The sequence below is a fragment of the Parachlamydia sp. AcF125 genome (assembly GCF_018342475.1).
Classification (GTDB): domain Bacteria; phylum Chlamydiota; class Chlamydiia; order Chlamydiales; family Parachlamydiaceae; genus Parachlamydia.
Genome location: NZ_JAEMUD010000004.1, coordinates 1 through 26,811, shown reverse-complemented (window position 1 = coordinate 26,811; position 26,811 = coordinate 1). Strand labels below are relative to the sequence as shown.

General features: G+C 40.9%; 21 protein-coding genes and 2 pseudogenes. 10 read left to right on the top strand and 13 right to left on the bottom strand.

Features of this window, described 5'->3' with window-relative positions; genetic code table 11:
• Nucleotides 1–40: 40 nt before the first annotated feature.
• From PARA125_RS08225 to PARA125_RS08200, 6 genes are all read right to left on the bottom strand, one after another.
• The gene (locus PARA125_RS08225; RefSeq protein WP_213158411.1) at nucleotides 41–748 is read right to left on the bottom strand and encodes an ABC transporter ATP-binding protein; all 708 of its coding nucleotides are present in this window, start codon (nucleotides 746–748) and stop codon (nucleotides 41–43) included.
• Nucleotides 749–751: 3 nt separating this feature from the next.
• Nucleotides 752–1,753: a FecCD family ABC transporter permease gene (locus PARA125_RS08220; RefSeq protein WP_213158410.1), complete on the bottom strand. Its 1,002-nt coding sequence runs from the start codon at nucleotides 1,751–1,753 to the stop codon at nucleotides 752–754.
• Nucleotides 1,750–2,880, bottom strand: coding sequence for a TroA family protein (locus PARA125_RS08215; RefSeq protein WP_213158409.1), 1,131 nt, complete (start codon nucleotides 2,878–2,880; stop codon nucleotides 1,750–1,752). The genes PARA125_RS08220 and PARA125_RS08215 overlap by 4 nt, the downstream gene beginning before the upstream one ends.
• 64 nt (nucleotides 2,881–2,944) lie before the next feature.
• Complete coding sequence (groL, locus tag PARA125_RS08210; RefSeq protein WP_213158408.1) at nucleotides 2,945–4,543, bottom strand: chaperonin GroEL; 1,599 nt, start codon at nucleotides 4,541–4,543, stop codon at nucleotides 2,945–2,947.
• Nucleotides 4,544–4,571: 28 nt separating this feature from the next.
• Nucleotides 4,572–5,435 carry a carboxylating nicotinate-nucleotide diphosphorylase gene (nadC, locus tag PARA125_RS08205; protein ID WP_213158407.1) on the bottom strand — a complete coding sequence of 288 codons (864 nt, stop codon included), beginning with the start codon at nucleotides 5,433–5,435 and terminating at the stop codon, nucleotides 4,572–4,574.
• A 22-nt stretch (nucleotides 5,436–5,457) separates the two neighbouring features.
• The gene (locus PARA125_RS08200) at nucleotides 5,458–5,673 is read right to left on the bottom strand and encodes a hypothetical protein (RefSeq protein WP_249274295.1); all 216 of its coding nucleotides are present in this window, start codon (nucleotides 5,671–5,673) and stop codon (nucleotides 5,458–5,460) included.
• 875 nt (nucleotides 5,674–6,548) lie between these two features.
• On the opposite strand from PARA125_RS08200, the gene glgC reads away from it, so the two are divergent.
• The 6 genes and pseudogenes from glgC to PARA125_RS08170 all read left to right on the top strand — a co-directional run bounded on the left by glgC (nucleotide 6,549) and on the right by PARA125_RS08170 (nucleotide 14,988).
• Nucleotides 6,549–7,862 carry a glucose-1-phosphate adenylyltransferase gene (gene glgC, locus PARA125_RS08195; RefSeq protein WP_213158406.1) on the top strand — a complete coding sequence of 438 codons (1,314 nt, stop codon included), beginning with the start codon at nucleotides 6,549–6,551 and terminating at the stop codon, nucleotides 7,860–7,862.
• 6 nt (nucleotides 7,863–7,868) lie between these two features.
• Nucleotides 7,869–8,636: a metallophosphoesterase gene (locus PARA125_RS08190; protein ID WP_213158405.1), complete on the top strand. Its 768-nt coding sequence runs from the start codon at nucleotides 7,869–7,871 to the stop codon at nucleotides 8,634–8,636.
• Nucleotides 8,637–9,675: 1,039 nt separating this feature from the next.
• Entirely contained in the window at nucleotides 9,676–12,255 is a 2,580-nt protein-coding gene (gene topA, locus PARA125_RS08185) for a type I DNA topoisomerase (protein ID WP_213158404.1), read from the top strand.
• 419 nt (nucleotides 12,256–12,674) lie between these two features.
• Nucleotides 12,675–13,247: a leucine-rich repeat domain-containing protein gene (locus PARA125_RS08180; RefSeq protein WP_213158403.1), complete on the top strand. Its 573-nt coding sequence runs from the start codon at nucleotides 12,675–12,677 to the stop codon at nucleotides 13,245–13,247.
• 1,026 nt (nucleotides 13,248–14,273) lie between these two features.
• Nucleotides 14,274–14,414: pseudogene (locus PARA125_RS10230) on the top strand (IS1 family transposase); the annotation flags it as partial.
• Nucleotides 14,415–14,430: 16 nt separating this feature from the next.
• Entirely contained in the window at nucleotides 14,431–14,988 is a 558-nt protein-coding gene (locus PARA125_RS08170; protein WP_213158402.1) for a hypothetical protein, read from the top strand.
• A gap of 672 nt (nucleotides 14,989–15,660) precedes the next feature.
• On the opposite strand, the pseudogene PARA125_RS10225 reads toward PARA125_RS08170, so the two are convergent.
• The 7 genes and pseudogenes from PARA125_RS10225 to PARA125_RS08135 all read right to left on the bottom strand — a co-directional run.
• Nucleotides 15,661–15,757, bottom strand: a pseudogene (locus PARA125_RS10225) (IS66 family transposase); the annotation flags it as partial.
• A 347-nt stretch (nucleotides 15,758–16,104) separates the two neighbouring features.
• Complete coding sequence (locus PARA125_RS08160; RefSeq protein WP_213158400.1) at nucleotides 16,105–17,283, bottom strand: glycosyltransferase family protein; 1,179 nt, start codon at nucleotides 17,281–17,283, stop codon at nucleotides 16,105–16,107.
• Nucleotides 17,284–17,376: 93 nt separating this feature from the next.
• Entirely contained in the window at nucleotides 17,377–18,462 is a 1,086-nt protein-coding gene (gene ftsW, locus PARA125_RS08155) for a putative lipid II flippase FtsW (protein ID WP_283248347.1), read from the bottom strand.
• A gap of 3 nt (nucleotides 18,463–18,465) precedes the next feature.
• Complete coding sequence (locus tag PARA125_RS08150) at nucleotides 18,466–19,164, bottom strand: muramidase family protein (RefSeq protein WP_213158399.1); 699 nt, start codon at nucleotides 19,162–19,164, stop codon at nucleotides 18,466–18,468.
• On the bottom strand, nucleotides 19,161–20,513 hold the full coding sequence (gene murD / locus PARA125_RS08145) for a UDP-N-acetylmuramoyl-L-alanine--D-glutamate ligase (protein WP_213158398.1): 1,353 nt from the start codon (nucleotides 20,511–20,513) through the stop codon (nucleotides 19,161–19,163). Before murD ends, PARA125_RS08150 begins: the two co-directional genes overlap by 4 nt.
• 10 nt (nucleotides 20,514–20,523) lie before the next feature.
• Nucleotides 20,524–21,744, bottom strand: a complete 1,221-nt coding sequence (mraY, locus tag PARA125_RS08140; RefSeq protein ID WP_213158397.1) for a phospho-N-acetylmuramoyl-pentapeptide-transferase — start codon at nucleotides 21,742–21,744, stop codon at nucleotides 20,524–20,526.
• Between the two features lie 13 nt (nucleotides 21,745–21,757).
• Nucleotides 21,758–23,125 carry a UDP-N-acetylmuramoyl-tripeptide--D-alanyl-D-alanine ligase gene (locus tag PARA125_RS08135; protein WP_213158396.1) on the bottom strand — a complete coding sequence of 456 codons (1,368 nt, stop codon included), beginning with the start codon at nucleotides 23,123–23,125 and terminating at the stop codon, nucleotides 21,758–21,760.
• 821 nt (nucleotides 23,126–23,946) lie between these two features.
• Here PARA125_RS08135 and PARA125_RS08130 point away from each other — a divergent pair.
• The 4 genes from PARA125_RS08130 to PARA125_RS08120 form a co-directional block, all read left to right on the top strand.
• Entirely contained in the window at nucleotides 23,947–24,417 is a 471-nt protein-coding gene (locus PARA125_RS08130) for a transposase (RefSeq protein ID WP_213158395.1), read from the top strand.
• The gene (locus tag PARA125_RS10220; RefSeq protein ID WP_502920599.1) at nucleotides 24,342–24,539 is read left to right on the top strand and encodes a transposase; all 198 of its coding nucleotides are present in this window, start codon (nucleotides 24,342–24,344) and stop codon (nucleotides 24,537–24,539) included. The genes PARA125_RS08130 and PARA125_RS10220 overlap by 76 nt, the downstream gene beginning before the upstream one ends.
• Nucleotides 24,514–24,777: a transposase gene (locus tag PARA125_RS08125; RefSeq protein WP_213158394.1), complete on the top strand. Its 264-nt coding sequence runs from the start codon at nucleotides 24,514–24,516 to the stop codon at nucleotides 24,775–24,777. The genes PARA125_RS10220 and PARA125_RS08125 overlap by 26 nt, the downstream gene beginning before the upstream one ends.
• 471 nt (nucleotides 24,778–25,248) lie before the next feature.
• On the top strand, nucleotides 25,249–26,811 hold a 1,563-nt coding region (locus PARA125_RS08120; protein ID WP_213158393.1), incomplete at its 3' end, for a hypothetical protein.

Here is a 26,811-nt window from a genome sequence, read left to right as displayed (position 1 = left end):
GAATAAATTTTACAAGCGCGAAAGAGGGCTTGAGAAGAGGCTAAGGGGTGAGTTGCCGAGTGAAAAAACTTTTTTCAAAGGTTGCAGGATTTAAAATGTCTGAAAAATTGCCAGGACCCAAAATAAGAGTTTGGCTAATTAATAGGGTTTGAGTGCAAAATTGTTTGACCCCCTCAAAATCATGGGTAGAAGCGATAATTGTTTTGCCTTTTTGAGACAAGAGTTTCAGGTGACCCCAAATCTCCCGACTGTGATAAATATCTAGGTGACTGGTCGGTTCATCGAAGAGAAGGGTGGAGGCTCCTGTTGCTAAAGCTTGGGCAATAAGAACTCTTTGCTGTTCTCCTGCCGAAAGGGTATGAAAAATTCTAGCCGAAAGATGAGTTGCATGTACATCTTCAAGCCTTGCATAAATCCATTCCTTTTCCCGCGCCTTTTTTGAAAAGTAACACCCCATTTGCACGATTTCGTAGGCAGTAAAAGCATAGGGAATAAAAAGATTTTCTCCCATAAAAGAAATACGGGAACTGATCCATTTACGATCCTTGTCTCGTAAATTCTCTTCCTGAAAATAAACAGAGCCTTCAGAGGGGGATTGGATCCCTGCCAAAAGTTTTAGCAAGGTAGATTTTCCCGCTCCATTTGCTCCCATTAACCCGTAGAGTTGGCCCGGAAGAAAGCTGAGAGAGGTTTTTTGGATTAAAGGTTGATTCTCTATATGGCAGGTTAGGTTAAGGGTTTTGAGCATCGTTCAAAGACTAGGGTATGCAGACTGGTTTAAGAGTAAATAAAGAAAAAAAAATCCTCCAATTAGCGCGGTAAGATTTCCCAAACTCACATATTGGAACTGATAGTAACGAAGAAAGAGGTCGATCCCGACCAACAAAAAAGCTCCTCCAAAGGCGCTCCATGGGATGAGTTCTTTGGCTGTAGGCCGATGGATAAGGCGCATGGTATGGGGAAGAATAAGTCCGAGAAAGGGGATTATTCCTAAGACTGCGATTGAGCTGCCTGTTAAAAGCGCTACGCAGATAAACAAATGCCAGCGTGTCCTGACCACATCGACTCCCAGCGCTGCAGCGTGTTCTTCACCAAATGAAAACAGATCGATTTCTCTTCTGTAAAGCCAGCATCCTGCTAATCCTAAAGATGTTAAGGGGAACTGCATATAAACGTGTTGCCAATTCGCATTTCCTGAAAAGCCACTTTGCCACTCGGCTAAGGTTTGCAAAAGGTCCCTCTCATTTCGCAGAGCATGCAGGAGGAAATCTTGCCCCGCAGTGATAAGCGTAGAGATAGCCATTCCCGCTAAAATAAAGGCATGCGAGGTGTGGAAACGGCCCAACTTATACACACAAAGCAAAGCAATAAAAGCTCCCCCTACACAGGCCAGGGGAAGAATACAGGGAGAGAGGCTTTTCCAACCAAAAATAAAGGCAAATAAAGCACTAAGACTAGCTCCAGAAGATACGCCTAAAATGCTAGGAGAGGCTAAAGGATTGCGAAAAATAGATTGCATAATGATACCGGCTACAGGAAGAGAAGCTCCTGTGAAAGAGAGCACCAGAAGACGAGGTAAACGATCATCCCATAAAGGGTTCCAAGCAGGAGGGTCGGATTGCCATCGGCTGACCAAATCTTCCCACACCTCATTCCACGGAATTTCTCCTTGGACTAAAGTGGCGACTACCGCTAAAAAGTAAGCCGTAAAGAGCAGCAAAGGGATCTTTTTAGCAAACAGGGATCTTATCATCGTTCCTCCGAAATGCAGGCGATAATGGGACAAGCTAAATCGTAGTAGGCTAGCACACAGAATTGGGAAGCGGATTGCTGCACACTTGAATCTACCCAAAAAATACGGTTTAACTTGGCTACTTTTAACACGGTGAATAGGGGGAGGTGAGTGAGCTCCCGCTGAGATGTTTCACCATTTTGAGAAGCGATAATGAGAAGATCAGGATCCAGTTTTTTAAGAGACTCGGAAGTGATTGAGGAGTGAGTAAAATTTTGAAAACGAAGGCGATCCATGAATTCGCCAGCAAGCGTATGTTTGGCTGCGGCAGTAAATTGCAAATGGTGGAACAAAAGAAGAGGTTTAAGAGAATGGAGGTTTTTTTTTGCACGGAAATAAGCTTCGCTAATCTTGGTATCGATTGCGTGTAAAGCCGCCTTCATAAAGAGAGAAAGTAACTTGGCTTTCCTAGAAGACGCTGTATAAAAACCGATTGTTTGAAGAACGTTTTCTACCTGCTTGATTTGATAAGCATGGGGAAGTAAGAGGCAAGGGATCTGGAGCCTGTGTAGAGCAGACACAAAGGCGGGATTGGAATAAGGAGAAATAAACGCAGCAGCAGGTTTTGCCTTCCAAAGGGCTTCCAGAGAAAACAAAGAGCGATTGAGCGGAATTTTTTCTAAAAATGAAGAATCATAGAATTGAGTTTGATGTTGGAAACCATCCGGTATGGCGGTGATATTATTAGGTAGCAGAAGGGATAGGAGAAAACAAGCGGATGGGTAAGTTTGGGCTAAAAATTTTTGAGGAGGTTTTTCGTCTGTTTTGCCCAAAATTTCTGAGAGTAAAAGCGCTTCAAGAAGCTCAGAGGTTTCGAGCTGATAAGTAGGAGATATTCCTTCTTCTTTGAGGGCTTGGGTTTTTAAATGCCATTTTATCAGTAGCGCTTCAATGACCGCTACATCTCCTTGCAAGGCTTTTTGCAATTGAACACGATTTAAAGTCGCATCCATTGGCGCAAGGTCTTGAGGAGGAATGAGAGAGAAATTTGGGTTTGAGGAAAATCCATAAAAAGCGGCCGCCCACCAAATTGCAATCCACATCCCCCCAAATAAATAAGGAAGAGAGTAGTGCCCAGTGAAATTCATGGATGAAAACCGCTTAGTAGAAAGGCGCAGTGATAGCTCACTGCGCCCGTTTAATAAAAGAGTGTTACTCTTCGTCCTCTTCTTCAGGAGCATCGGCAATTAAGGCTTCAGAAATAAGCACAATTCCTGCCACAGAAGCCGCATAGATGAGTGCATTTTTAACCACTTTAGCAGGATCGATCACGCCAGCTTCAACTAAATCTTCCACTTTATGGGAAAGGACATTGAAACCAAAGTTATAGGACGCTTTGAGAACGTCAGCTAATACAATAGAACCGTCAATACCAGCATTAGACACAATTTGCTTAAGCGGTGTTTCGCAAGCTTTTTCCACAATCGCGGCTCCAAGCGCTTCATCTCCTTCTAGTTTTAATTGGCCGATTGCTCTTTTTGAACGTAATAAGGCCACACCTCCACCAGGTACAATTCCTTCTTCCAAAGCTGCTTTGGTAGAGTTTAAACTGTCTTCAAATACTTGCTTTTTTTGTTTGAGTTCCGGTTCTGTGGCAGCTCCTACACGAATGACTGCGACGCCCCCGCTTAGCTTGGCTTTACGCTCTTCTAACTTTTCTTTGTCGTAGGAACTTTTGGAATTTTCAATTTCCTTCTCAATTTGCTTGATTCTTGCTTCAATGTCGGCTGGGGAGCCCGCTCCATGAATAATGACTGTGTTTTCTTTGCTTACGACAATTTTTTCAGCAGAGCCAAGAGCAGCCGTGGGGATTTCGTTTAGCGACATTCCCGCCTCTTCTGAAATCACGGTGGCCCCTGTTAAAACGGCAATATCTTGAAGCAGGGCTTTTCTACGATCCCCAAATCCAGGCGATTTAACTGCGACAACTTTGAGTGTTCCGCGGAGTTTATTAACCACGAGCGTAGACAAGGCATCGCCTTCGATGTCTTCTGCAACAATGAGGAGCTCTTTTGCGGCAGAGGCAGATGCTTGAAGGATAGGAAGCAACTCATGGATGCTTCCGATTTTTCGATCGATAAGCAGGATCTGGGGATTGGTCATTTCGGCGACCATCTTATCTGAATCTGTGCAGAAATAAGAGCTAATATAGCCTCGATCAAATTGCATCCCTTCTACAATTTCAAGGGTTGTATCAATTCCTTTGGCTTCTTCAATGGTAATGACACCAGATTTGCCCACTTTTTCCATGGCATCAGCAATTAGGTTCCCAATTTCTTCGTTACCAGAGGCTGAAGCAATGGCAATGTGCTTAATTTCTTGCGAACTTTTTACAGCAATTGCAGATGAAGAAATTTCTTTTACAACAGCTTCTACCGCTTTATCAATTCCCCTTTTGATTCCGATGGGGCTTGCTCCAGAAGCGATGAATTTCACTCCATTTTCGACTAACGCGCTCAATAGAAGAGTTCCGCTGGTCGTTCCATCTCCGCATTTCTCTTTAATTTTTTGGACGACTTCTTTTCCCATGGATACGCCCATGTTCTCATAAACGCATTTGACATTGATTTCTTTAACAATGCTGTTACCATCGTTGGTAATTGTAGGAGCCCCCCAACTTTTTTCCAATCCAACGTTGCGTCCTTTAGGGCCTAAAGTAAAAGCGACGACATCAGCAAGTTTCTTGATTCCTGAAAGCAATAGCTCTCGTGCTTCTTCTTCAAAAATAATTTGCTTGGGTGTTGAAGACATGTTTTTTCTCCTTAAGTTTTTTCGTATGTTAGTCACTTGATGCTAAACGCATTGCGATATCCAAAGCATGTGAAGATAAGGTAAGTGAACCAAGTGAAATTCCATCTACACCTGTTTCAGCATAAGCTTGAATGGTTTCAAGCGTAATTGTTCCCAGAGATTCGATAAAAACTTTTTTGTTAGTTTTGCGAATGAAATGCACGCATTTCTTGATTTCATGGGGAGGCATTCGGCATAGCATAATGGTTTCAGCTTCGGTATTTAAGGCTTCTGCGAGCTGGTCGATAGCGTGAATTTCAATTTCAATAGGAAGGTCGGGACAATGATTTCTAACTCGCCTAACTGCTTCTTGGATAGGATGGGGCGTACTCGTACCCACAAAAGCCAAGTGGTTGCGCTTAATGATCAGCCTATCATCAAGCCCGAAACGGTGATTAACCCCTCCTCCAACAGTCACAGCGTATTTTTCTAAAGCCCTTAAACCTGGTAGGGTTTTGCGCGTATCTAGTATCGAGCAGTCAAAACCGCTCACCTTTCTTACATATTGATTAGTAAGGGTCGCTATGCCGGAAGCATGCTGTAAAAGGTTAAGAGCCACCCGTTCTCCGCTAAAAATGCCGCGCGCGGGGCCAAACACTTTGGCAATGAATGTGCCAGCTTTTTGATAAGATCCTTCCGGAACTAAAAGTTGTACTTGGATGTTTGGATCAATTTTTTTAAATAAGAGAGATAGAAATGGCAAGCCAGCCAAAACGCCTGCCTGTTTTACAATAAATCGCCCTGTCAAGATGGCGTCTTCAGGAATACAAGCTTCTGAAGTGATATCTCCAGTTCTAATATCTTCTTTAAGAGCGGTATCAAGCAAAAGGTCAATATAATTTGTGATATCCATAAAATGCATTTTATTTAAAGAACTAAAGTCGCGCTGAATTGTGGTAAAAATCCCATTCAAATCCGGGGAAAGATGGGTTTTTTTTTTCATAGGAGGGGGATTTAATTGTCTCAGGACAACTTACTTGTAACATCATCAAAGAATAGTCGAGCATGTTTTCTTGAATTTTACCTTCTTTGAGAACAAACATGTAAGGATGTAAAATGAGTTTTAAATCTTTGCTAAATTTAAAGGCCATAATTCCTCCTCTTAGTCCATTACATCTTGTAAACACGTATGGGTATCTCGCCAAAAATGGTATGGCGTTTTGCGATTCAAACATGTAAGCAAGATTTTGAAATTTAAACCCTGAGCTTGATGCCCAAACTTAGTAAAATTCTCAACCATCCACAATAGCTAATTGCCAAATAAGGAACAAGAGAAAATCAGATTTTAAATTTGCGGTTAATTTATTTTAAAAATTACCCTTGAAAGGCTTTTTTGAAATCAAAAAAAAAGCAAAGTATTTGCCTATTTAACCTATTTTAATGTGGAGAGAGTAGTAAATCCTCCGAGCTTTACCTCCACCTTTTAAAAAGCCAAAAGGTGGAATGGGCCTCCTTAAAATGACATAGGATAAAATTTTTCTTTTTCTTTTCTCAATATTCTATGCTTAATAAGCTAGATTATTTCCTCGGCGTGGCTTACTAAACAGATCAGCTATGGCAGAACAGTCGCTAATAAATGGCGCTTTTTCGAAATTTTTTTTATGTAGGTTTTTGGCCTTTATTCCCTTTTTTTGCCTCGCTTTTTGGCATAGCCAGCTAGGATAGATAAAAAACAAGCTAAAGAAAAATTTGAGCAAAATTCTATAAAATCTTTAAGAAAAGAGCGTTCGAAAGAGATTCACCAAAGTCAGGTAGCCAAAGATTAAAGCCCTTGTGCAACGGGTTTCGAATCCCTGTAGCTGCAAGGAAGATTAAATTTTTATATGTCGCATCGCTCACACCCTAGTAGAATGCTTGGTTTCCTAGCCACGCCCCATTCGTTTGCTTCGCTCCAAGCAAAAAATTCTTTTGCACAAAACTAAGCTTTTTCATAAGGTGACCTTGAAAACCCAACCAGTGAGAAAGAATGTCTTTGCTAACTATTCCAAATGAAAAAATGCTTTCGCAAACGCAGCTAACTAATTTGCATGTCCCCCGCACAGAAAGAGTCGCATCTATTATTTTAGGAGGAGGAGAAGGTGTTCGCCTTTTCCCTTTAACTCTTTCTCGATGTAAACCTGCTATCCCTGTGGGGGGGCGTTATCGATTAATTGATTTTTCCATATCGAATTCTTTAAACTCGGGTTATCAGAAAATTTTTATTCTGACTCAATTTCTCTCTTCATCCCTTCATCAGCATATTTTCCGCACCTACCAATTTGATCCTTTTTCAGGGGGTTTTATTGAATTACTGCCTGCAGAACAAAAGCCCCATAAAAAAACATGGTACCAAGGCACAGCTGATGCGGTGAGACAAAGCCTCGAATGTTTTCTGGAGACTCCTGTCGATTATTTTTTAATTCTTTCAGGGGATCAGCTTTACAATATGGACTTTCGGCCCATGCTGCAATTTGCTCGTCATAATGATGCCGATTTGGTTGTAGCTTCATTGCCTGTGAATGCAAAAGATGCCTCTCGCATGGGAATTTTAAAGGTTAACGAGGCATGTCAAATTATAGACTTTTGCGAGAAACCTAAAACAGAGGAGGATTTGAGCCCTTTTTATTTACCCCATGAGGAGGGAAAAAACTATCTAGGGTCTATGGGGATCTATCTTTTTAAAAGAGAGGTGCTTTTTGATTTATTGCATGCGGATCCGCGAGAAGATTTTGGAAAGCACCTAATTCCCACGAAGGTTAAAGAAGGGGGAGCTTTTACTTATCTTTACCATGGATATTGGGAAGATATTGGAACGATCGGCTCTTTCTATGAAGCCAATATTGCCTTAACACGCCCCTATCCCCCTTTTAATTATTATGATGAAGGCTATCCTATTTATACTAGCCGTTCCTATTTACCGGGGGCTAAAATATTAAAGAGTCAAATTGATCAATCGATTATATGTGAGGGATCGATTGTAGAAGCTTCCACTGTCACCCATAGCATATTAGGTCCCCGTTCTGTTATTAAAAAAGGGACAACTATTCGAAATTCGTATGTGATGGGAAATGAATTTTACGCTCCGCCTGTACAAATCAAAAATCGGCCTTCCAAGTTATCTATAGGAAAAGATTGCGTGATTGAGCGTGCAATTATTGACAAATACGTTAATATTGGAGATGGTGTTCAGTTGATTAACAAAAATCGGTTAACTACGTTTGACGGTGAGCATGTCTTTATCCGAGATGGGGTAATCATCGTTCCGCGGGGAGCTAACTTGCCAGACGGTTTTATCATATAGGCGAATATGCGTATTTGGGCTCTTGCAGATCTGCATCTATCATTTGGGGTGCCTGACAAACAAATGGATATTTTTGGAGAACGATGGGAAAAGTGGACCCAAAAAATTGAGGCGAATTGGCGTTCATGTGTCGCTGAAGAGGATTTAGTTTTAATTCCCGGGGACATTTCGTGGGGGAAAGAAATAGAGGAAGCGCGACCTGATCTCGAATGGATTGCCCAATTGCCGGGGACAAAAATTTTGCTAAAGGGCAATCACGACTATTGGTGGTCTTCTTTAAGCAAACTTCAGAAAATTCTCCCTCCCTCTATGCACGTGATCCAAAATAACGTCTTTCACTGGAAGGGGATTGGAATTGGAGGAGCACGGTTATGGGACACTCCAGAATACACGTTTGACGCTTATATTCCCTATGTAGAAAATCCGGCAACCCAAAAAACGGCCGATCAAGAGAATACAGAAGAAACCAAAAAGATTTTTACGCGAGAATTGGGGAGATTAGAGGCGAGTTTAAAAGGATTTAAAGACTCAGATAAAGTTCGGATTGTGATGACTCATTACCCACCTATTGGCGCCACACTCGAACCTTCAGCTGCCTCAAAGCTGTTAGAGAAATACCGGGTTAACATTTGCGTTTTCGGGCATTTACACAATGTCAATCTGGGTGTTTCCCTCTTTGGGGAAAAAAATGGGATTCAATATAAGCTTGTGGCAGGAGATTATGTCGATTTTATGCCCGTCAAAATTTATGAGGATATCCTTGAAAGGCATTAAGTGACAGAAAGGATTTAATGAGCGCGCAGCTCCGGGGGATTGCTTAGTTGTCGCCTGTATAGGCTGTTGACCAAAGCCCGTTTGTCTTGTTCCAAAACTTAATTTTGACCTAGTTTTTTGCTTTTAATAAGGATAAAAGCCGAAGCTTGAGGATTGCTTCTGGTCTGCTTGCGAATTAATCCCCGTTTCCCTATGATAAGACTTTTTTCATGTTTTTCGAACCGTCGTTTTCCTTTTCTTAGCGATATTATTTTCGATAAGTTTCAGTGAAAATATCATTAATAAGTCAAAATCCTCTTGAGAGTTGTTCAAAAAACGGCATAGTCATCGCAATCCTTTAATTGCTTGATACCACACAAAAACTAAAGTGAATAAAGGAGCGGTCTCGAGACTGTTTGGATTTTAATGCTAATCCCTTAACTAAGCTTTATAAAGAAGGGCATATGAAATGGGACTTGCATAGCGGGGTTGAATGGGGAGAAGGGGACTGCAAAAGGAATAAGAGGATAATCTCGCTTACGTAGACGTTTTGCAAAGCGGAAAAACAAGGGCTTTTAGGGCTCCCTCCTTGGTAAGAAAAAGAGCTCTTTCACGGTTAATTGAGCAAAAAAGGGCAGCATCTCTGAATTTCCGCCGAAGGAGGAAAAATTTCTGCAAAGCAATCGAACTCATTGAAAGGGAATTAAGTGAAGTTGCCATTTTAAAAAAATTCTCGCGCCAGTGAAAATCTCAGGCTGGCAAGGCGCAAGGGATAAACGCCACAAAGACAGAAATTAGAAGTTGCGCATGGAGAGAACTAAGAAAGGTAGCTTAGGAGACCGCCATGCCTGGATTACATGCCTGGATTAATGGAATAAAAAATAACATACCCGGTTGAAAGTGCAAAAGAGATGATAAAGCAAGTAGATAAGAAGTTTTGCTTAACGAAAGAATGGTTTAATTTGCAATTTTCAACATTTAAGGATTAGACTTTCTGCCAAAGTATGTCTCATATTTAGTGAAAATGATCTCTCTCTGACTATTATTAGGAGTTTAAAAGATGGGCAAAGCCTTGATCATCGTGGAATCACCCGCGAAAATCAAAACCTTAAAGAAATTTCTCGGTCCTAACTATATATTTGAGTCATCCATTGGGCATATTCGAGACTTACCTGAAAAAGAGTTTGGAATCGACGTTGATCACGATTTTGAGCCTAAATATGTCATTATGCCCGATAAAGAGAAAGTCATCGCGAATTTGCGCAAAGCCGCTAAAAATGTCGATACAGTGTATCTTTCTCCTGACCCCGACCGGGAAGGAGAGGCAATTGCCTGGCATATTACCCAAATTTTGCCTAATTCCACCCGAATTAAAAGGGTTTCTTTTAACTCGATTACTAAAGAAGCCGTTATCAAAGCACTCGAATCCCCGCGAGAAATTGATTTTGCCTTAGTGAATGCCCAGCAGGCGCGCCGTTTATTGGATCGCATTGTGGGATACAAAATTTCCCCTATCTTAAATCGAAGGATTCAACGAGGAAAAGAAGGCTTTGTCTCTGCGGGTCGAGTCCAGTCTGTCGCTTTGAAAATGGTCGTGGATAGGGAAAAAGCCATTGAGATATTCAAACCCGTGGAATATTGGAACCTAGGAGCTATCCTTAAGACAGAAAAAGAGCCCAAAAACTTTCGCGCCAACCTCCATTCCATCGGGGGAAAGCGTATCGAGAAGGAACTTGTAGAAGGCAAAGAGGTGGTGGTTGTCGACAATAAAGAGAAAGCGGATGCCATCTTAGCCCGGATGAAAACGCAGTCTTTTTATGTTGTAAAGGTGGAACGCAAAGAAAAAAAACGAAATCCAGTTCCTCCTTTTATCACTTCCACCCTTCAACAAGAAGCGAGTCGCCACTATGGATTTTCTTCTGCGAAAACAATGAATATTGCGCAAAACTTGTACGAAGGGGTTGATTTAGGAAATGAAGGCTCGGAAGGTTTAATTACCTATATGCGTACAGATTCGGTGCGTATTGCCCCAGAGGCTTTAAAAGAAGCTCGCCAATTTATTTTGAATAAATATGGAAAAGAGTTTTTGCCTGCCGAAACGCGCAGTTATTCTACAAGTAAAAGTGCTCAGGACGCACATGAAGCCATTCGTCCCACAAGTTTGAATCATTCGCCAGAAAATATTAAAAATTATTTAACAAGAGAACAATTTTTATTATACGAACTTATTTGGAAACGTTTTATTGCTTCCCAAATGGCGCCAGCGATTTATGACACCGTTTCTGCCGATATTGCGGCGGGAGATGAAATTTTGCTTAGAGCCACCGGTTCTGTGATGAAATTTCAAGGGTTTCTCGTCTTATATGAAGAAAAAGAAGACGATGAAGTTAAAAATGAAGAAGGGCGTATGCTGCCCCACTTAGAAGAAGGGCAATCTCTTCAGCTTATCGAATTGATCTCGGAGCAAGCTTTTACCCGTCCGCCTCCTCGCTTTACGGAAGCTTCATTAGTCAAAGAGCTGGAGAAATGCCGCATTGGAAGGCCCTCCACTTACGCCACGATTATGAATAAAATTCAAAGCCGAGATTATACCATCAAAGAAAATGGGCGCTTAAAACCCACTGAACTCGGCGTTGTAATTGTGCAAATGTTGGAAAACAATTTCCAACAGATCATGAATGTGGGGTTTACGGCCTCTATGGAAGATGGATTAGAGCTTATCGCCGAAAACCAACAAGATTGGAAAGGATTGATTCGAGATTTTTGGGGAAAATTTATGCCCACTTTGGAAGAGGCGGAAAAGTCGGCTTTTGTTCCTAAAGTGATGACAGAGATCGACTGCCCAAATTGCGGAGCTAAATTGCAAAAAGTTTGGTCAAAGTCTAAGTATTTTTATGGCTGTTCCCGCTATCCGGAATGCAACTATTCAGCCCCTATCGAAGAGATCGCGTTTAATAAGGATGAATACGCCGCGGATTTTGATTGGGACCAAAAATGTCCCGAATGTCAATCCGCCATGAAAGTGCGGCACGGCCGTTTTGGCGCATTTTTAGGATGTACCCGATATCCAGATTGCAGAGGGATTGTGAATATCCCTAAAAAAGGGGAGGCCGTGATCCCTGCAGCCGAAATGCCCGCCTGTGTGGCGGTAGGTTGTCCTGGCCATATGGTGGCTCGCAAGTCCCGTTTTGGCAAAACGTTCTATTCTTGTTCCACATTTCCGGAATGTGATGTGATCGTAAATGAGTTGTCACAATTGCCAGAAAAATATCCCAACCATCCGCGCAAGGCATATGTGAAGAAAGCGGGAAAAGGGAAAAAAGAAGCCGCTAAAAAACGAACAGCTTCGTCAGCTAAAAAGAGCTCTGTTAAGAAAGAGAAAAAAGGAGCAACCAGGCTACAGCCTTTACAAACTCTTTCTCCAGAACTTGCCCAGGTGGTAGGGGCTAGCGAAATGGCCCGGGGAGAGGTGATGAAAAAAGTATGGGACTATATTCGCGCCCATCAATTGCAAGATCCGACAAACAAAAGGCTGATCAATCCGGATGCCGCTCTAGCTAAGGTGTTTGGGGGACCTGAGCCAATCGATATGTTTAAAATGACAGCTGCTTTGGCAAAACACGTGCATAAAAAAGAATAAATTAGAAAAAACCATGTGCAGGAAATGCACATGGTTTTAAAATTTTCCCTTTTCTTTAAATTCATAGCGGTCTTTATACATTTTTTCTCGGCTATGCTCTCGTGCGTTGTCCACTTCTGCTTGTGAATATTTCCCTTTTGGAATGCATCCAAAATCTTGGCTGCCGGAGCGAGTATGCAAAATTTGTATAAAATTACATCTCAGTTCATAATGATTGATATAAAATTAAATAAGACATAATAAATCCAATATTACTTTATTCAACTGTCCGATTTTTGGGGAGTATTAAATTTAGCACAGGTTTTTTAGCACAGGTTTAAACTAATAAAAAAATATTTAAGGGAACTGCTAGTTTCTTTTCCTAAATGTTGACTCAAATTAATCTGCTTATTTCCTATTAAGGAGGTAAAGGAAAAAATATGTCTAGTCTAGTGCAATTAAATGATCAGTTAGGGCCAGGGGATGGTTCCTTTTCCAAGGAAAACAATCTTACTGAAGCGGAAAGTTCTTCTACCGAGCAGCAGGTAGAGAAATTAAGTAACCTTTTCTCTTTTTTGCAAAAGATAAATGAAGAAAGATTTCAAAGGGATATAGCCAATCTAGTCAAAGAGGGTAACAAGCATTCTTCTAAGGCGGGATATCTTGCTAAAATAAAAAAATTAAATTTATCCCATTGTGATTTAACGGCAATACCTGAAGCAGTAGGTTACTTGTCTGAACTCGAAGAGTTAAGGCTAATGAACAATAAGCTCACCGATCTTCCTTCTAGCCTCATCCATCTTGGAAAACTTCGCAGAATAGAGCTTGAAGGGAATCAATTTTCTGTTTTACCTCAAGTTGTGCATGAGATTGCTCTTGCTAAAATTAAAAATCGTCAATATTTTGAGCTTTACTTACGGGAAAATCCTATGCTGTCTGTTCCTTCTGACATAAAAGCTGTGGTTTGCTCTATGCCTCACTTTGATTCTCGCTTTGATTCTCGCTATGTTTAGGGATATTATAAAGAGAGTGCTGGTACATTTTAACAAAAGCTTTTCTTAAATTTTATTTAAAAGCTGGACTTAATTTTTTAATTTTATACACGTATCTTCTGTGGTAAATTGCCAATTTCACCCTATTCCCGTATCACTTAGCACCCTCTCCCATGCGCACATTAATTCAAATTTTGGCAAAAATTTTTATTAGAGAGTCCTAGCCATTCTTTACTGAAAGTGAAAAATATCCCCTCTTTCTTTGCTTTCATTATTCAACAACACAAGGAAAAATTCGCGAAATTTTACGTTTTTCTTTTTGTTTGGATATTTGACCTCTTCCAAAATTCACTAGGCTAGTCCAAATGATAAATCCTGAAAAAACTTAATTTCGGGAGAGCTCTATTGAACATATATGTGGCCCGCCATGAAAAAGCAGGCCAAAATTTTTATATAACTGCTAACATGGTAAGGAATTTAGCCGTTCCCGCTAGAGAAATATTCGAGATTTCTAAAATTGAGAAAAACGTCAACCTTTAAATTTTGGGTTTCAGAACTTAAAATTGGACAAAAAACTAACGGCTGCATAGGTAAGTGTGAGAACAGGGACTATAAAAAAAGTATGCTAAAGAAGGGGAGCGGTTGGACGCATTCAGAGTTTTGGATTGGGATAAATTGAACATCCCATTTACACTAGGGAATAAAATTTAAGCTGTAACGTCCGTTTTGAACAAAGGTGTCATCGTTCTAACTAAAAGTAAGAATGAGCCAATTTTTGTTAGTGCTAAACAGGTAATGCTTTTCTAAGAAGCGTTGGCTAAGTAAACTGATTCTTCTGACTCGAGAAGTCAAGCTATGGAATGCCCAAACTGTCAGTCCGGTCTTATTAAGTAAAATGTTCACACAAGGTCTGGAAAACAGAATTATTGATGCTTAGAATGCAGCAGGCAATTTGGAGAAGATGCAGAACCCCAGCTGGTATCAGATCACACTAAAGGATTGGTAAGGCGTGTCTTTCTAGAAAAAGTTTCGCTGAACGGCATTTGTCTTAGCTGCACTCTTAGGCAAAAATGCTCAAAGCTAGTAAGGAAGACCCTCTCATTCTCAAAAAAATTAGAGAACCATATCGGTATGATAAAATATTTCATTTGTCATTATAATGAAAGCCTTAGAGCATTACCTGCTTAGCACTACTGGGAAGTATATGGTAACAAATATAAAGCAAGTCAGGGCTGCTGATATTATTGTCATTTCCGATAAAATTGAAGCTTTTGCTTTAAGAGGGGTTCTTGAAGCTTTTGGTGTTCAGGTAAGAATGCATTATATTGGAAATGTTAATCATCTGATTTCTTTACTTCAAGGTTCGAACTACCTCCACAAAATGGTTGTAATTTCTTGTCATGGTAATAAAGAAGAGATATTGATCCCTGAACTTGCCCCCGAGCTGGAGTTAGATATGCTATATCGTAAGGGATTAACCCCTCGTGATTTGCAAGAAATTTTAAGCTTAGACGACCAAATTGTTATCATCACAGGTTGTTGTTTAGGGAGTCAAGCTTTTGCTGAAAAATTCCTTTCTAAAGGCGCTAAAGCTTATATAGGAGCGAAGAATTACATCGATGGTGATGCGTTTTTATTATTTACTGTAACGTTTTTGTACTTTTATCTTACTAAGAGTTTGACAATTAAAGCTGCTTTTAAGAAGGCAAAATGCCTTGGTGAGAATGCAAAAATGATTAAATTATGGCAAAGACGCCCCTAAAAGACATGACCCCAATTATTTTTTGCCTTCCCTCTCTCCAGCGCTAATCCGTATAGACATTCTTCAGGAAAACGGAAAGGGATCTTAAGAATAGGAGAGGATGGATACACTCAAAACTTTGGATTAGGTAAGTGGGAGATGATCAAGGCCTTTGAAAAAACGCATTTACCCCGAGGCCATATCGATTCTTCAAGCAAAAGCGATCAAGTGTTTTTCAATGTTTTTAATTTCATCCTTTAGTTGCACATTATTTGTGAGTATAATAAGAGTTGTATTGGTCTCTAAATATTTAGAGTAAAAGCTGGAAAATCCCTCGGTTTGTCCTCTATGCCAGATATGCTTTATGGGGTGATAGGGTCTGAGGGCCATTCGACATTCAATTTGTATCCATAGCCCATCGTCTGCTCTGCATTAGTAAAACAATGCAGATGATGCATTTTATTTAGACTTTCAGGTGTTAGCAATTGGTATTTAAATGTAAGCGTAAGCTAAGACACAGGTTGAACCAATCTCAACATTTAAGTTATAGGGAACGATTTTTTGCCCAATTATCAGGGAGAAGATCTTGGAATTTAGCGGCAGGATAGTCTAAAAGACGCCTCATGGCATCTTCTAGATAATCCCGCGGATTGATTTGAAGAAACCGGCAGCTTTAGATTAAGGAAAGCGCCACGGCGGCAGCTTCAGCTCCAACTTCACTACCTACAAATAGCCAGTTTTTCCGGCCAATTGCTAAAGGTCGGATTGCTCTTTCGGCGGCATTATTGTCTAAACGAGCTTCTGCATAATTTGTGTAGTTTTTCAAATAGGGATCAAGCTACAGTCTTATTTTCTTTAAAAAACTTTACAATGAGCATTTCGGCAAGATTCTGTTTGCCTTGAAATTGTCAATCTGTGCCTTTTTAACCTGTTTTGAGGCACACATTAGAGGTTTTTCCGAAAATTACCCAAATAGAAAATAAAAACTACGGAAAATTTTACGAAGCCTGCTTTTTCGGAGAAATTTTATCTTAGATCAGGTTTAACTATTTAGCTTGCAGCTAAGAGGCGGGTGATGTAAAGACCTTTTCTGAAGGATTAAAAGAAAAGGAGCTCCTCCAGGAGGAGCCTCTTTCTCTACTGTAAAAGCTTTTCGAGGAAAGGTTCAATTGCAAGCTTGAGTTGTTCGACCCTTTTATCCCAGGTGTGGTCACTCAAGACAAGCTCTTTTCCTTGTTGGTTGATAGCTTGCCGTTTAGGCTCATCGGCTAAGAGGCTATGAATTTTGTCTTGAACTTCATTCCAGTGTTTAGATTGATAATAAAAAAGATGTTTTCCCTCTTTAAAGCTTTCGCGTAAATAGGTACTTTCGCTAGTCACAGGCACAGCGCCGCAGCAAAGGCTTGTAAAGACTCGCTCATGCGTTCCGTCACGGAAGAAGGGCATGCTATTTAAGCTTATTTTGCTTTTTTTAAGAATGTCAAAGGATTGAGGAAAGGAAACAGAAGGATGAATGGTGACGTTGGATTGGTTGGCTAAATATTGCTGCCAACCCAGCACCCCGACAGCGTTGTCTTGCGAAAGCTCTCCAAAAATATGCACAGGCACATCTTTAATCGATCGAATCAGCTCAACTCGATCTTTCCCCCTCGTGTACATGTCGAGATAATAAAATAAAGTGGTAAAATCTATCCCTTCTGCATCTTGGAATGAGCGATTCCAAGCGTTTACCAAGGCATCTGCCAAAGAGATTTGGTTGTTGGAAAATACCATATCAATGGCGTCATCAAGGATGACATTCAGGGCCTCTGGATTGCGCTGTCTCCACGAGGCTCTTAAGCTTTCATAGTCATAACAGCTTCCAAAAAATACCACATCGAATTCTTTTTTTTGCTCAGGTTCCAATCCAAGTTCTTTCTCGACCGCGTGGGGCCAAAAAAAGATTCGATCGAAATGATATTCTTTCATCGAATTGACGTCATTACGATCCACACAGGAAAGGATGGAATAAGGGCTATTTGTTAAGCTCACAGAATAGATAGCGGGATCTACCAAAATCGAGAGATGGGGGATTTCCAATAGATCCCACAAATAACGGTTTTGGGATAAAGGCATCATGCTATTGAAAGAGCAAGTCAGGTGGGGATCAAAGCGTTGAATCGCAGAGATAATATCTGCTCCAATTGGCCCTTCGTTAGCATCAATAATTTTGGTTTCGATATGATGTCGATTTAAAGCTTCCGCGAATTTTTGGGTAAAGTGGCGTTTAGATTCATAGAGGTTGTAATTGGTTAAAAGGCAAATTCTCGACAACATAGCGGCTCCTAAAAAGTTAATCTATACTTAAAAGGAATGTACCTTATTTACATTTCGAGATAAAGGATTTTTGGAAAAAGAATTAAGACCCTTTTATGTCTGAATAGGAGGCTTCGATATGCTATACAAAAGTGCAATTCCCATCAGATTGGCAATCAAGGAGGTTCCTCCTTGGCTAAAAAGAGGTAAATTAAGGCCTGTACTTGGAACTAAGCCTGAAACAACGCCTAGATTTAAAAATGCCTGAAAACAGATTAAAAAGGTGATTGCAGACCCAAAATAAAACCCTGCAAAATCTGGGGCTTGATTGGAGATGGCAAATCCTAAATAAGCTAAAAACATGTAAAGTGAAATCAAGACTAGCATGCCAACAAACCCAAACTCTTCGGCAAAAATGGCTGCGATGTAGTCATTTTGAGCCTCAGGAAGATAGCTCAATTTTTGCCAACTATTTCCAGGACCTTTTCCGAATAGCTGACCCGATCCTGCTGCAATTTTAGCTTGGTGGGGTTGGTGCCCTTTTCCCTGTAAATCAAAGCTTGGATCCAAATAAACCTTTAATCGAGCAGAAACATAAGAAAGGTGATAGGCAGAAATAATTCCAATTAAAGAGAGGCAAATGAGAGGCAGTGCCCAATATTTAACGGGAACGCGTGTGATGAGGCAGAGAGCAATGAGAGTTAACCCGATAACAGCAGCAGTTCCGTTGTTTGGTTCCACTAAAATTAGCAAAATAGGGACGGCACAGATGGCGGCCAATTTTAAAAAGTCTTGTAAAGACAGGGTGGCTCGTTCAAGTCCCATTAACCGTTCAATAAAAAAGGCTGGTAAAATATACTTAACAAATTCGGAAGGTTGAAAAGTTAAGTTGCCAATTGCCAACCATCGGCGAGATCCATTGACCTCTCGCCCGATTCCAGGAATTAAGGTAATGACTAAAAAAAAAGAGAAGAGCGCTAAAAAAAGGGGGCTATGTTTTAAAAAATGGCGATAGCCTATTTTCCATACACCAAAAGCAAGCGCAAATCCCGCTGCGGAGTAGGCCATTTGGCGGATTAAGGCTTGGTGAGTACTGCGTTGCAGATCGTGATCCAAAACTTCTGCAGAAGTTGTGCTAAAAATCATGATCAGCCCAAGGGCAAAGATAAGGGAAGTGCAAAGGAGTAAAAGCAAGCGCATATCTTAACGGACCCGCAGTTTGTCTCCCACTTTTAAGTTTCGGGCTTTTTCCTCATCTAAATCATTTAAAATCAAAAGATCTTCAAAACCAACCTGAAATTTCTTAGCTATTTTCCAAGGATTGTCTCCCCGCTGAACGATGTAATAAGGGCTTTCTTCACCTGTGGATGAATTCTTTTTTTCTTGTGGAAAATTCGTTTTTGGGGTTTCGGCCACAGTTTCAATCGGCTTGGTGGGAGGAGGAATGCGCAGGATTTGCCCAACATTCAACCGTTCACTTGAAAGCCCATTAGCTTGCATAATGGCCTTGATAGTTGTTCCGTGCGCGCGTGCAATTTTCTCCAGGAAGTCTCCCCGCTTCACTTTGATTTCTGTGTAACCATCCTCAGAAGTTGCCGTTTTAGGCTCAGGTGCTGGCATATAAGTCGGAATAGATTCAGCAAGCGCAATTTCTTGTGAAGGGGAATTCACAAATGCTTTTATGGCATTGTCAACTTCATCAGTGGGAATTGTTTGCACGTAGGAAATGTTTGAAGAAGCGTAAGGGGAAGAAGCCTCTTCTACTTTTGGCGCTTCAGCTAAAGGCAAGGAAGAGGGGGCATAAGTAGAGGTGTCATCAGGGTGGATGGCCATCATAAATAAAATTGCGAGTAATCCAGCATTAATTAATACGGCAATGATGATAGTATCTCTTCGATTCATTGCGTTTCCCCTTTAAGTAATAAAGCATTCACAGCTTCTTTAAATATTTTTCCACGGTGCGCATAATTTTCAAACATATCAAAACTTGCACATCCTGGAGATAATAACACATTATATCCCGGAGATGCAAGAGAGGATGCGCATTTTACAGCGTCGTGCATATTTTGACAGCGCACGACGTTAAAGCTTTTAGATAAAGTTTGCTCTAATTTTTTAGCTGCCTGTCCAATGACGCAAATCCCTTTTACTTTATCGACAAAGGCAGAAATCCAAGGAGAAAAATCGGCTCCTTTATCTACTCCTCCAGCAATGAGAATAATGGGGCCCTCAAGCGTTTCAATTGCGCGCATCACAGCATCAATGTTGGTTCCTTTGCTGTCATTGAAGTAAGCCACCCCATTGGCAATGGCGACTTTCTCAATTCGATGAGGGGGAGTACAGAAGGCAGAAACACCTTTCCAAAATTGCGTGGTGTCGATTCCGATTTCTTTGCATAAGCTATAAGCTGCCATTAGGTTTTCTAGCTTATGGCTTTGAGCTCCTCTATACTCTACAGGTAAAATGCAGTCAACGTTTTTATGAGTGAAAAGGTGGTACAGATCGGTCCTCAAATCGCAATCTGGAGAATAGCCATATAGCTTCGTGGTAAAATCGGGCTTTAAAAATCCATAGTTTTGGTAGGCTTTTTCCTCCATGTAAAGGACACCTCTTTCTTTAATGCACGATTTTAACTTCATCTTGGCAAGCGCATATTCTTCCATGGAGGGGTAACGGTCTAGATGATCTGGGGTGATATTTAAAATCGCCCCCATATCGAGGTGCCGAGATTGAAGGGTTTCCAGCTGGAAAGAGCTGAGCTCGACCACTAACACAGTTTCAGGCGGAGAAGAAATTTCTGAGGAAAGGGGAATCCCCACATTTCCCACAGCTTTAGCAGGAATTCCAGCGAAGTTTAAGAGATGGGTAATCAACAGCGTTACGGTTGTTTTCCCGTTCGTGCCTGTAATGCCTATAAGCTTATTTTTGAGGGAACGAAAGGCAAGCTCAGCTTCCCCTATGATTTCGATCTCTGCGGCTTGGGCTAATTGTAGAAGCGGATGGTTGAGAGGAACTCCAGGTGAAGTGACGATCAGATGGAACCCTTTTAAAGAGGGCAAATCTTTTTCATCGACAAGTTGCAATCCTTGCGCGATCAGTTCGCGGACGTCTGGAAGAGAGAAAAGCTGTCCTTTATTTTTGTCTACTGCCCAAATGTGAGCCTTTTGAGCTATGAGAAAACGGGCAGCTGAAAGGCCGCTAATCCCCAACCCAATAATCAAAATACGTTTGTTAAAATAGGGAGAGCTCATAAAAACTCATTTATTGAAATTTCAGAGAAGCAATTCCTATTATGGCTAAAAGAAGTCCTACAATCCAAAACCGAATGACAACCTTCGTTTCAGGCCATCCCTTAAATTCGAAATGGTGATGGAGGGGAGTGCATAAAAAGATCCGCTTTTTGTTTCGCAGTTTAAAGCTTGCTACCTGTAAGATGACCGAAGCCGTTTCAGCCACAAAAATGCCTCCGATAATACCAAGTAACATTTCTTTTTTCAGTAAAATAGCGCAAACGCCTAAAATTCCTCCTAAAGCTAGAGAGCCTGTGTCCCCCATAAAAACTTGGGCAGGATAGCTGTTATACCATAAAAATCCCAGGCAAGCGCCTGCTAGGGCGGATAAGTAAATCGCAATTTCCCCGCTTCCTTCTATATAAAGAATATTGAGATACCCCGCCAAATCAATATTGTTTGAAATGAATGCAATGAGGGCTAAACAGCCTGCGACCATGATGAGGCAACCCGCTGCGAGGCCATCTAAGCCATCGGTTAGGTTGACAGCATTGGAAGAGCCTGTCACTACAAAAATCATAAATAAGGCTGCTAATCCTGTAAAGAAGCCAGAAAAGGTTAAAATAGGGTCCTTGAAGAAAGGGATATAAAAACGGGTTGTGTATTCTTTTAAAGAGATCTGAACGGTGGTTTTCTCATCTAAAGTTCCCTTAGAAAAGATTTGCTCTTTCACAATGGGCGGATCAAACCAGCGTTTAAATGGGGGAGCAGCATTTCCTGCGGGGCTGAGTAAATAAAGAGGTAAGAGGGAAGAGATCAAAATTTGAAACAGAAATTTCTTTTTGCTGGATAATCCCTTGCTGTTTTTATATTTCAATTTGAGGTAGTCATCCCATCCACCTAAAAACCCTAAAAGAAGGGTCGTGATCAACAAAATCAAGGTAAAAATGTGGGTGAGCTTCATCCACAAGAGAAGAGAGAATAGCATCGAAAATAGAATAAGTACCCCTCCCATGGTAGGAGTATCTTTTTTTTTTTGATGTAGCACGCCTAAATGAGGGCATTCATCTGTCCGGATGGACTGCCCTATTTTTAGTTCATACAGCTTTTTTATGAAGCGGGGTCCTAGAAAAATACAAATAATGAGAGACGTGATAGCCGCCAGAATCATGCGGGTAGAGGTATAAGTAAAGACCAGGGGAGCTTTAACTCCAAAAATCTCTCTAAAAAAATCGATGGCTAATAGCAGCATGCTGAAGGCTCCGCTAAAAATAGTCTAAAACTTTCCATAATTGCTTTTTATTAGAACCTTTCAATAAAACCACATCTCCAGGGCGAACATGCTGCTTAAGCTCAGCGATGACCTGTTCAAAATTTAGCGCTAAATGAACAGGTTTGTTATTTTGCTTCCAAACCTCTTGAATCGGTATGCAGCCATTCCCATAGCAGATCATCCGGTCGAGCTTGGGTAACGAAAGAATTCCTACTTCCCTATGGCAGTCTTCTGAAAAAGTTCCTAATTCAGCCATTTCCCCAAGGACTCCAATTCTTTTACCTGAAAGTTGCGGGGGGAGAGGTAAAGCTTCTAAAGCAGCTTTTACAGAAGTCAAGGCTGCATTATAACTATCATTGATAAAAAGAATACCTTTTTTTATGACCTGTTCTAAGCGCCTTTCTGGAAGTGTCAGTGTAGGAATCACTTGCTGAATATCTGGCCATTCCATTCCAAGTGCACGGCAGGCTGCCACGGCTGCTAAAAAGTTATGTTGGTTATGCTTTCCTAAAATAGGTAAAGGGGGCAATAGAGGGCTAACTCCTTTGGGATCCCGTATTTGTAAAAAACTTTCTTTTTCGCAAAGATAATAATCTGCTTGCTTGGAAAATAGGGAGAATGATTGCTTGCCGCATGTTCCTGTTTTTTCTAAGAGTTGATAATAAGGAATGCCTGCTGGAATGATGCCTAATTGAGTTTTTGGATGGGATAAAATTTCCCGTTTCGCATGGGCGATATTTGCTAAAGAATGGGTACTGGCAGCGTGGACAAGTTCGAGAGAGGTGATGAGCGCCACGTCAGGAGGAGCAATTTGGGTTAACTTTTGGATATGCCCCTGTAATGTCATCCCCATTTCTAAAACAAGGACCTCTTCATGCCCATGAAAATGGTTTAAAATGCTTAAGGGCAATCCAATTTGGGAATTTTGATTTCCCGGTGAAGAAGCGACAGAACAATAGCTTTGAAGGAGTTGACAAAGCAAATGTTTAGTGGTTGTTTTGCCGACAGAGCCGGTAATGGCTACGATTTTAGTAGGCCTTTGTTTTAGATATTCGCGAGCCAATTTTTGTAAGGAACCCAAAACGTCATCTACTACAAGCAGGGGCAAATTCAAATCCAGCTTATTCTGCAAAACAAAGCTTTTGGCTACCACAGCTGCAGCTGCTTTCTTTGCCTCGACCTCTTTTAAAAATCGATGGCCGTCTGTTTTCTCTCCGGGTAGTGCAAAAAATAGAGCGTTTTCTTGCACAAAGCGGCTATCAACTACATAAGAAGGGATCAACGCGCCAATTGCTTCAGGCAATTGGGGGCAATTTAAGATCTGGCAAATTTCATGAAGCCTTAACCTTTTTGTGAGCATGGGACTCTCCTTGTGTTGACATAGATTAATCGATTTGCAATCACAAAAGCAAGGTGTTGTTAACTAACAGATCTATTTAAAGGAAAGATTTAAAAAACGAGTTAATTAATTAGATTAAAAAGCTGATAAGTTGCCTTTTTAAAATAAAAACCATATCAAGCATCAACAGGTAGGGAGTAAGTAATTTAAGTTAGGAGTTTAAAGAGGTGCATTTATTAAAAAGTATAGAGGACTTTCCCAAATAATTTCTTGTTCCATTTGCCATGCCTTTGCTGATCTTGAAAGGGGTTCAATTCATTCGGGAAAGCAAAAACATGGTTGTTTCTTGCTTGTCAAAGACACTTTGGCGAAAATCCGCGAAATAAAATCATTTTTAGGGTTCTCTAGAATAGACCTGAAGGCCTTTGTCTGAAAGAGCTTTTAAGGTGCATGTATGGGCAAGAATTTCACTTGCTTGATTTTGTTAAGAATGAATGGCGGGCCGTTGACAAAGGACGGTACCTTGAACACTCTTGTTATTTTGAAGGACAATTTTTTCCACCTCACTATTTTTCCCATTTATAGAGTCTAAAAATTACTCATAGCTAATCTGAGAGCTACCTTGATTAAAACGCATGATCCCCTGGGGTTGGTTACTATTTCCCAATTTCCGTATTGGGATAATAGTTTTCCAACTGGCTATTTTCTATATCCTTAGAGCGAGTTTTCAAGCATAATTTTCAGTATAAGTATTTGTTTATAAGTAACTTAAGGAGTATAAAGATTGCTTGGAATAGCAGAAGATGAGTACACTATGAATAGTCAACATTAAGGAGGTTGCTATGCGGGCTTCATATGGGACTGACTTATCGGATGCAGAGTGGAATCTGATCAAACATTTGGTAGAAAAGCCAAGAGTAGGATTCCAAGAAAAATACTCTCGAAAAGAAATACTCAATGCGATTTTTTATATTACACGGACTGGATGTCAGTGGAGAAATTTACCTCACGATTTTCCTCCTTGGCAGACGGTATATGGGAACTTTCGGAATTGGGAAACGACGGGCGTCTTTGAGCAAATTAATACAGCCCTGCGTGAGCAATTGCGGATAAAAAGAGGAAGAGACAAAGAGGCGACTGGGACCCTCATAGATAGTCAAGCAGCCAAAACTACCGAAAAAGGTGGCCTTGTCGCGGTTACTGTGCGGCCAAAAAGGTATTTGGGAGGAAAAGACATATTCTCGTTGATACGGAAGGCTTGCTCTTACAAGCAAAAGTTACTGCTGGATATACAAGCGACAAGCAAGGCTTAATAGAAATTTTGCAAGAAAAGAAATATCCCTCCGTACGTAAAATATGGGGAGACTCTGGCTATTCAGGAAGTGATCTGAAGACTATAGCTAGTCAGCATGGAGCTCAAGTTAGAGGTTATTAAAAGGCCTCCCGGGAGAATTCGCGTCTATAATGAACACTGGCAAGCTGAATACCTTCCTATAGAAAGGGAGTTTACAATCCTTCCTCGAAGATGGGTGGTCGAAAGAACCTTTGCGTGGATGGGGAGAAACAGGCGACTTAGCCGTGATTATGATTATTTGCCGTGCCTTAGTGAGTCCTATCTCTACATCTGCATGAGTCGATTAATGCTCTCTCGATGGAGTAAAAATTATGCTTGAAAACTCGCTCAGGCTTAATTTTAGGTCCTTTCCTTCGTTCAACCGTTTTATTAATAAAAAGTACTAGAGGATATACGCTTCTTATCATATTCAAAATCAAGTTTAAAATAATCGGTGGGTTGATAATAGAGACTAGTTGTCTCGATTGGGCACATGATAATACTTTGAAAAACTGTTTTCATTAATTAATCCCATGATTCTAAGCGCAGCACATACTGTTCTTTTTCCTCGGCAGGGAATCATACCGAAATTGTATAAAGTCTAGATAAGGGAACAACAAGAATTTTATGAGCTTTGATAAAGAAAATTTATCAAAAATTTAGGCTTCAACTAAAAAACTTGCATGAAACTAAAAATTTAATTAGTTTTTCGCCTTTGATGAGTAAGAGAGTGGGAATGAATGAAGACCCACGTTTCAGATTTTAAAGCGTATTTTTTTATTAAACGTAGTATTCAGCCAAAGAGTTGATTATGTCTATTCCACACGATTTTCCAGCGATCCAACGGTTTGAAAAGTTAGGAGATACCGATTGGGAAACCCTTAAAAGAACCTACGTCATGACCCTGCGTCCGGAAGAAGGATCTCAGCTGCTGGCTACCCAGCAAATGCAAGAGCATATAGAGGATCGCGATATCGTAGACTATGCCAGCTACCGCGAAGCGATTTTAAGAGTTTTTCCTGCCGCTTATTTTAACTTAACCGCCGAGCCCACCGGTGTTCTATCAAAAACCTCGCAGGGAGGGTATACCTTTAAGGCCACTTGGTATCATTTTATAGTCACGCAAAAAAACACTCACTTGCCTGCAGGCTTAGCAAAGCCCGCCAAGTGTATCGTTGCGATTAAAGCTCCAGGAAGTCGCAAATTAACCTCAGATATTGATACTTCTATCCATACTACCTTTAAAGGAGAAAGCTCTTTTTTTGAGCGTGCGACCCCAAGAGTTAAAACAAAAGGGCCTGATTTTGAAGGAAGGGTCAGCAATGCGGTTATTGATGGTTTTTATACCATTTCCGAAGAGCTATTTAAGATGACTTCCGCTTCGCAGCGAGATTCGAATGCCTATATGGACACCCTAGTAAATGATCAAGAAAACTATCCCAAATTTCTGCACGACGAAGAAAATAATCCCTTCATTCAAGGAAAAAGGCTTTTTTCAGCAGAAGAATTTACAGCCCTATTTAAAGAGTTTAAATCCAAGAAACACGTGCAAGAAATGGCAGCGAGCTTATTTTCGCTGCGTTGCAACCTGGAAGAAGAGGAATGGCAGGAATTTAAAGAGTTAGTTAAAAAAAAGCTAAGCAAAATACTTACCTCCGAATTGTCTGAAGAGGGCTTAGAAAACCACCTTTCACACTGCCAAGGGGATTACGAAGCCATTTTTCAAGAGGTAGAAAAAATACATAACACCCATTCAGCAAAGCTGAAAGCTAAAGTTGAAGAGCTGCGCCTATCAGATGCAGTCCCAGTACGCAAACCAGACATTCCGATTGCTGCCCTTAACAGACTTTATGTGGAGTACTTGGAAGAATGCACGACCTGCCATGGGCAAATCCTCCATTTAAAAAGCCAGAAACAGACTTTAATCCATAGCCTAGACAAAGAAACACAAGCATTAAATAAGGAGTTAGCGGTCTTAAAAAAACTAGGCGATCATAGCGAGGATTCTGAACTTCAAGAGTTTATTGAAAAAAAACAGGCGAAATGCGCTTTATTAGAAAAAGGCTGCCAAGAGTTAAAAGCCTCCCTGCGCCAAAACATCCTACAAACAGCTCAGTTGCAAGTGGAGTATCACCTCTACCACATTTTAGCCAGCACATTTGCCAACGAAGCCTATGTGTGCCGCTCAGCAGTGTACCATGTGGTGAACGGGCAAAGCGGTGAGAGCAAGCCTATTTCGCAGCAAACTCTGCTGGGCTCAGCTTTGCAGCAAGTAGGCTTTAAGCTTTTACATACTAAAGAATTAACTCACAAAAAATACTCCCCTGAAGAGGTGGCTTACTATACTGCCAAGTATGGGCAGCGGATTTTTAAC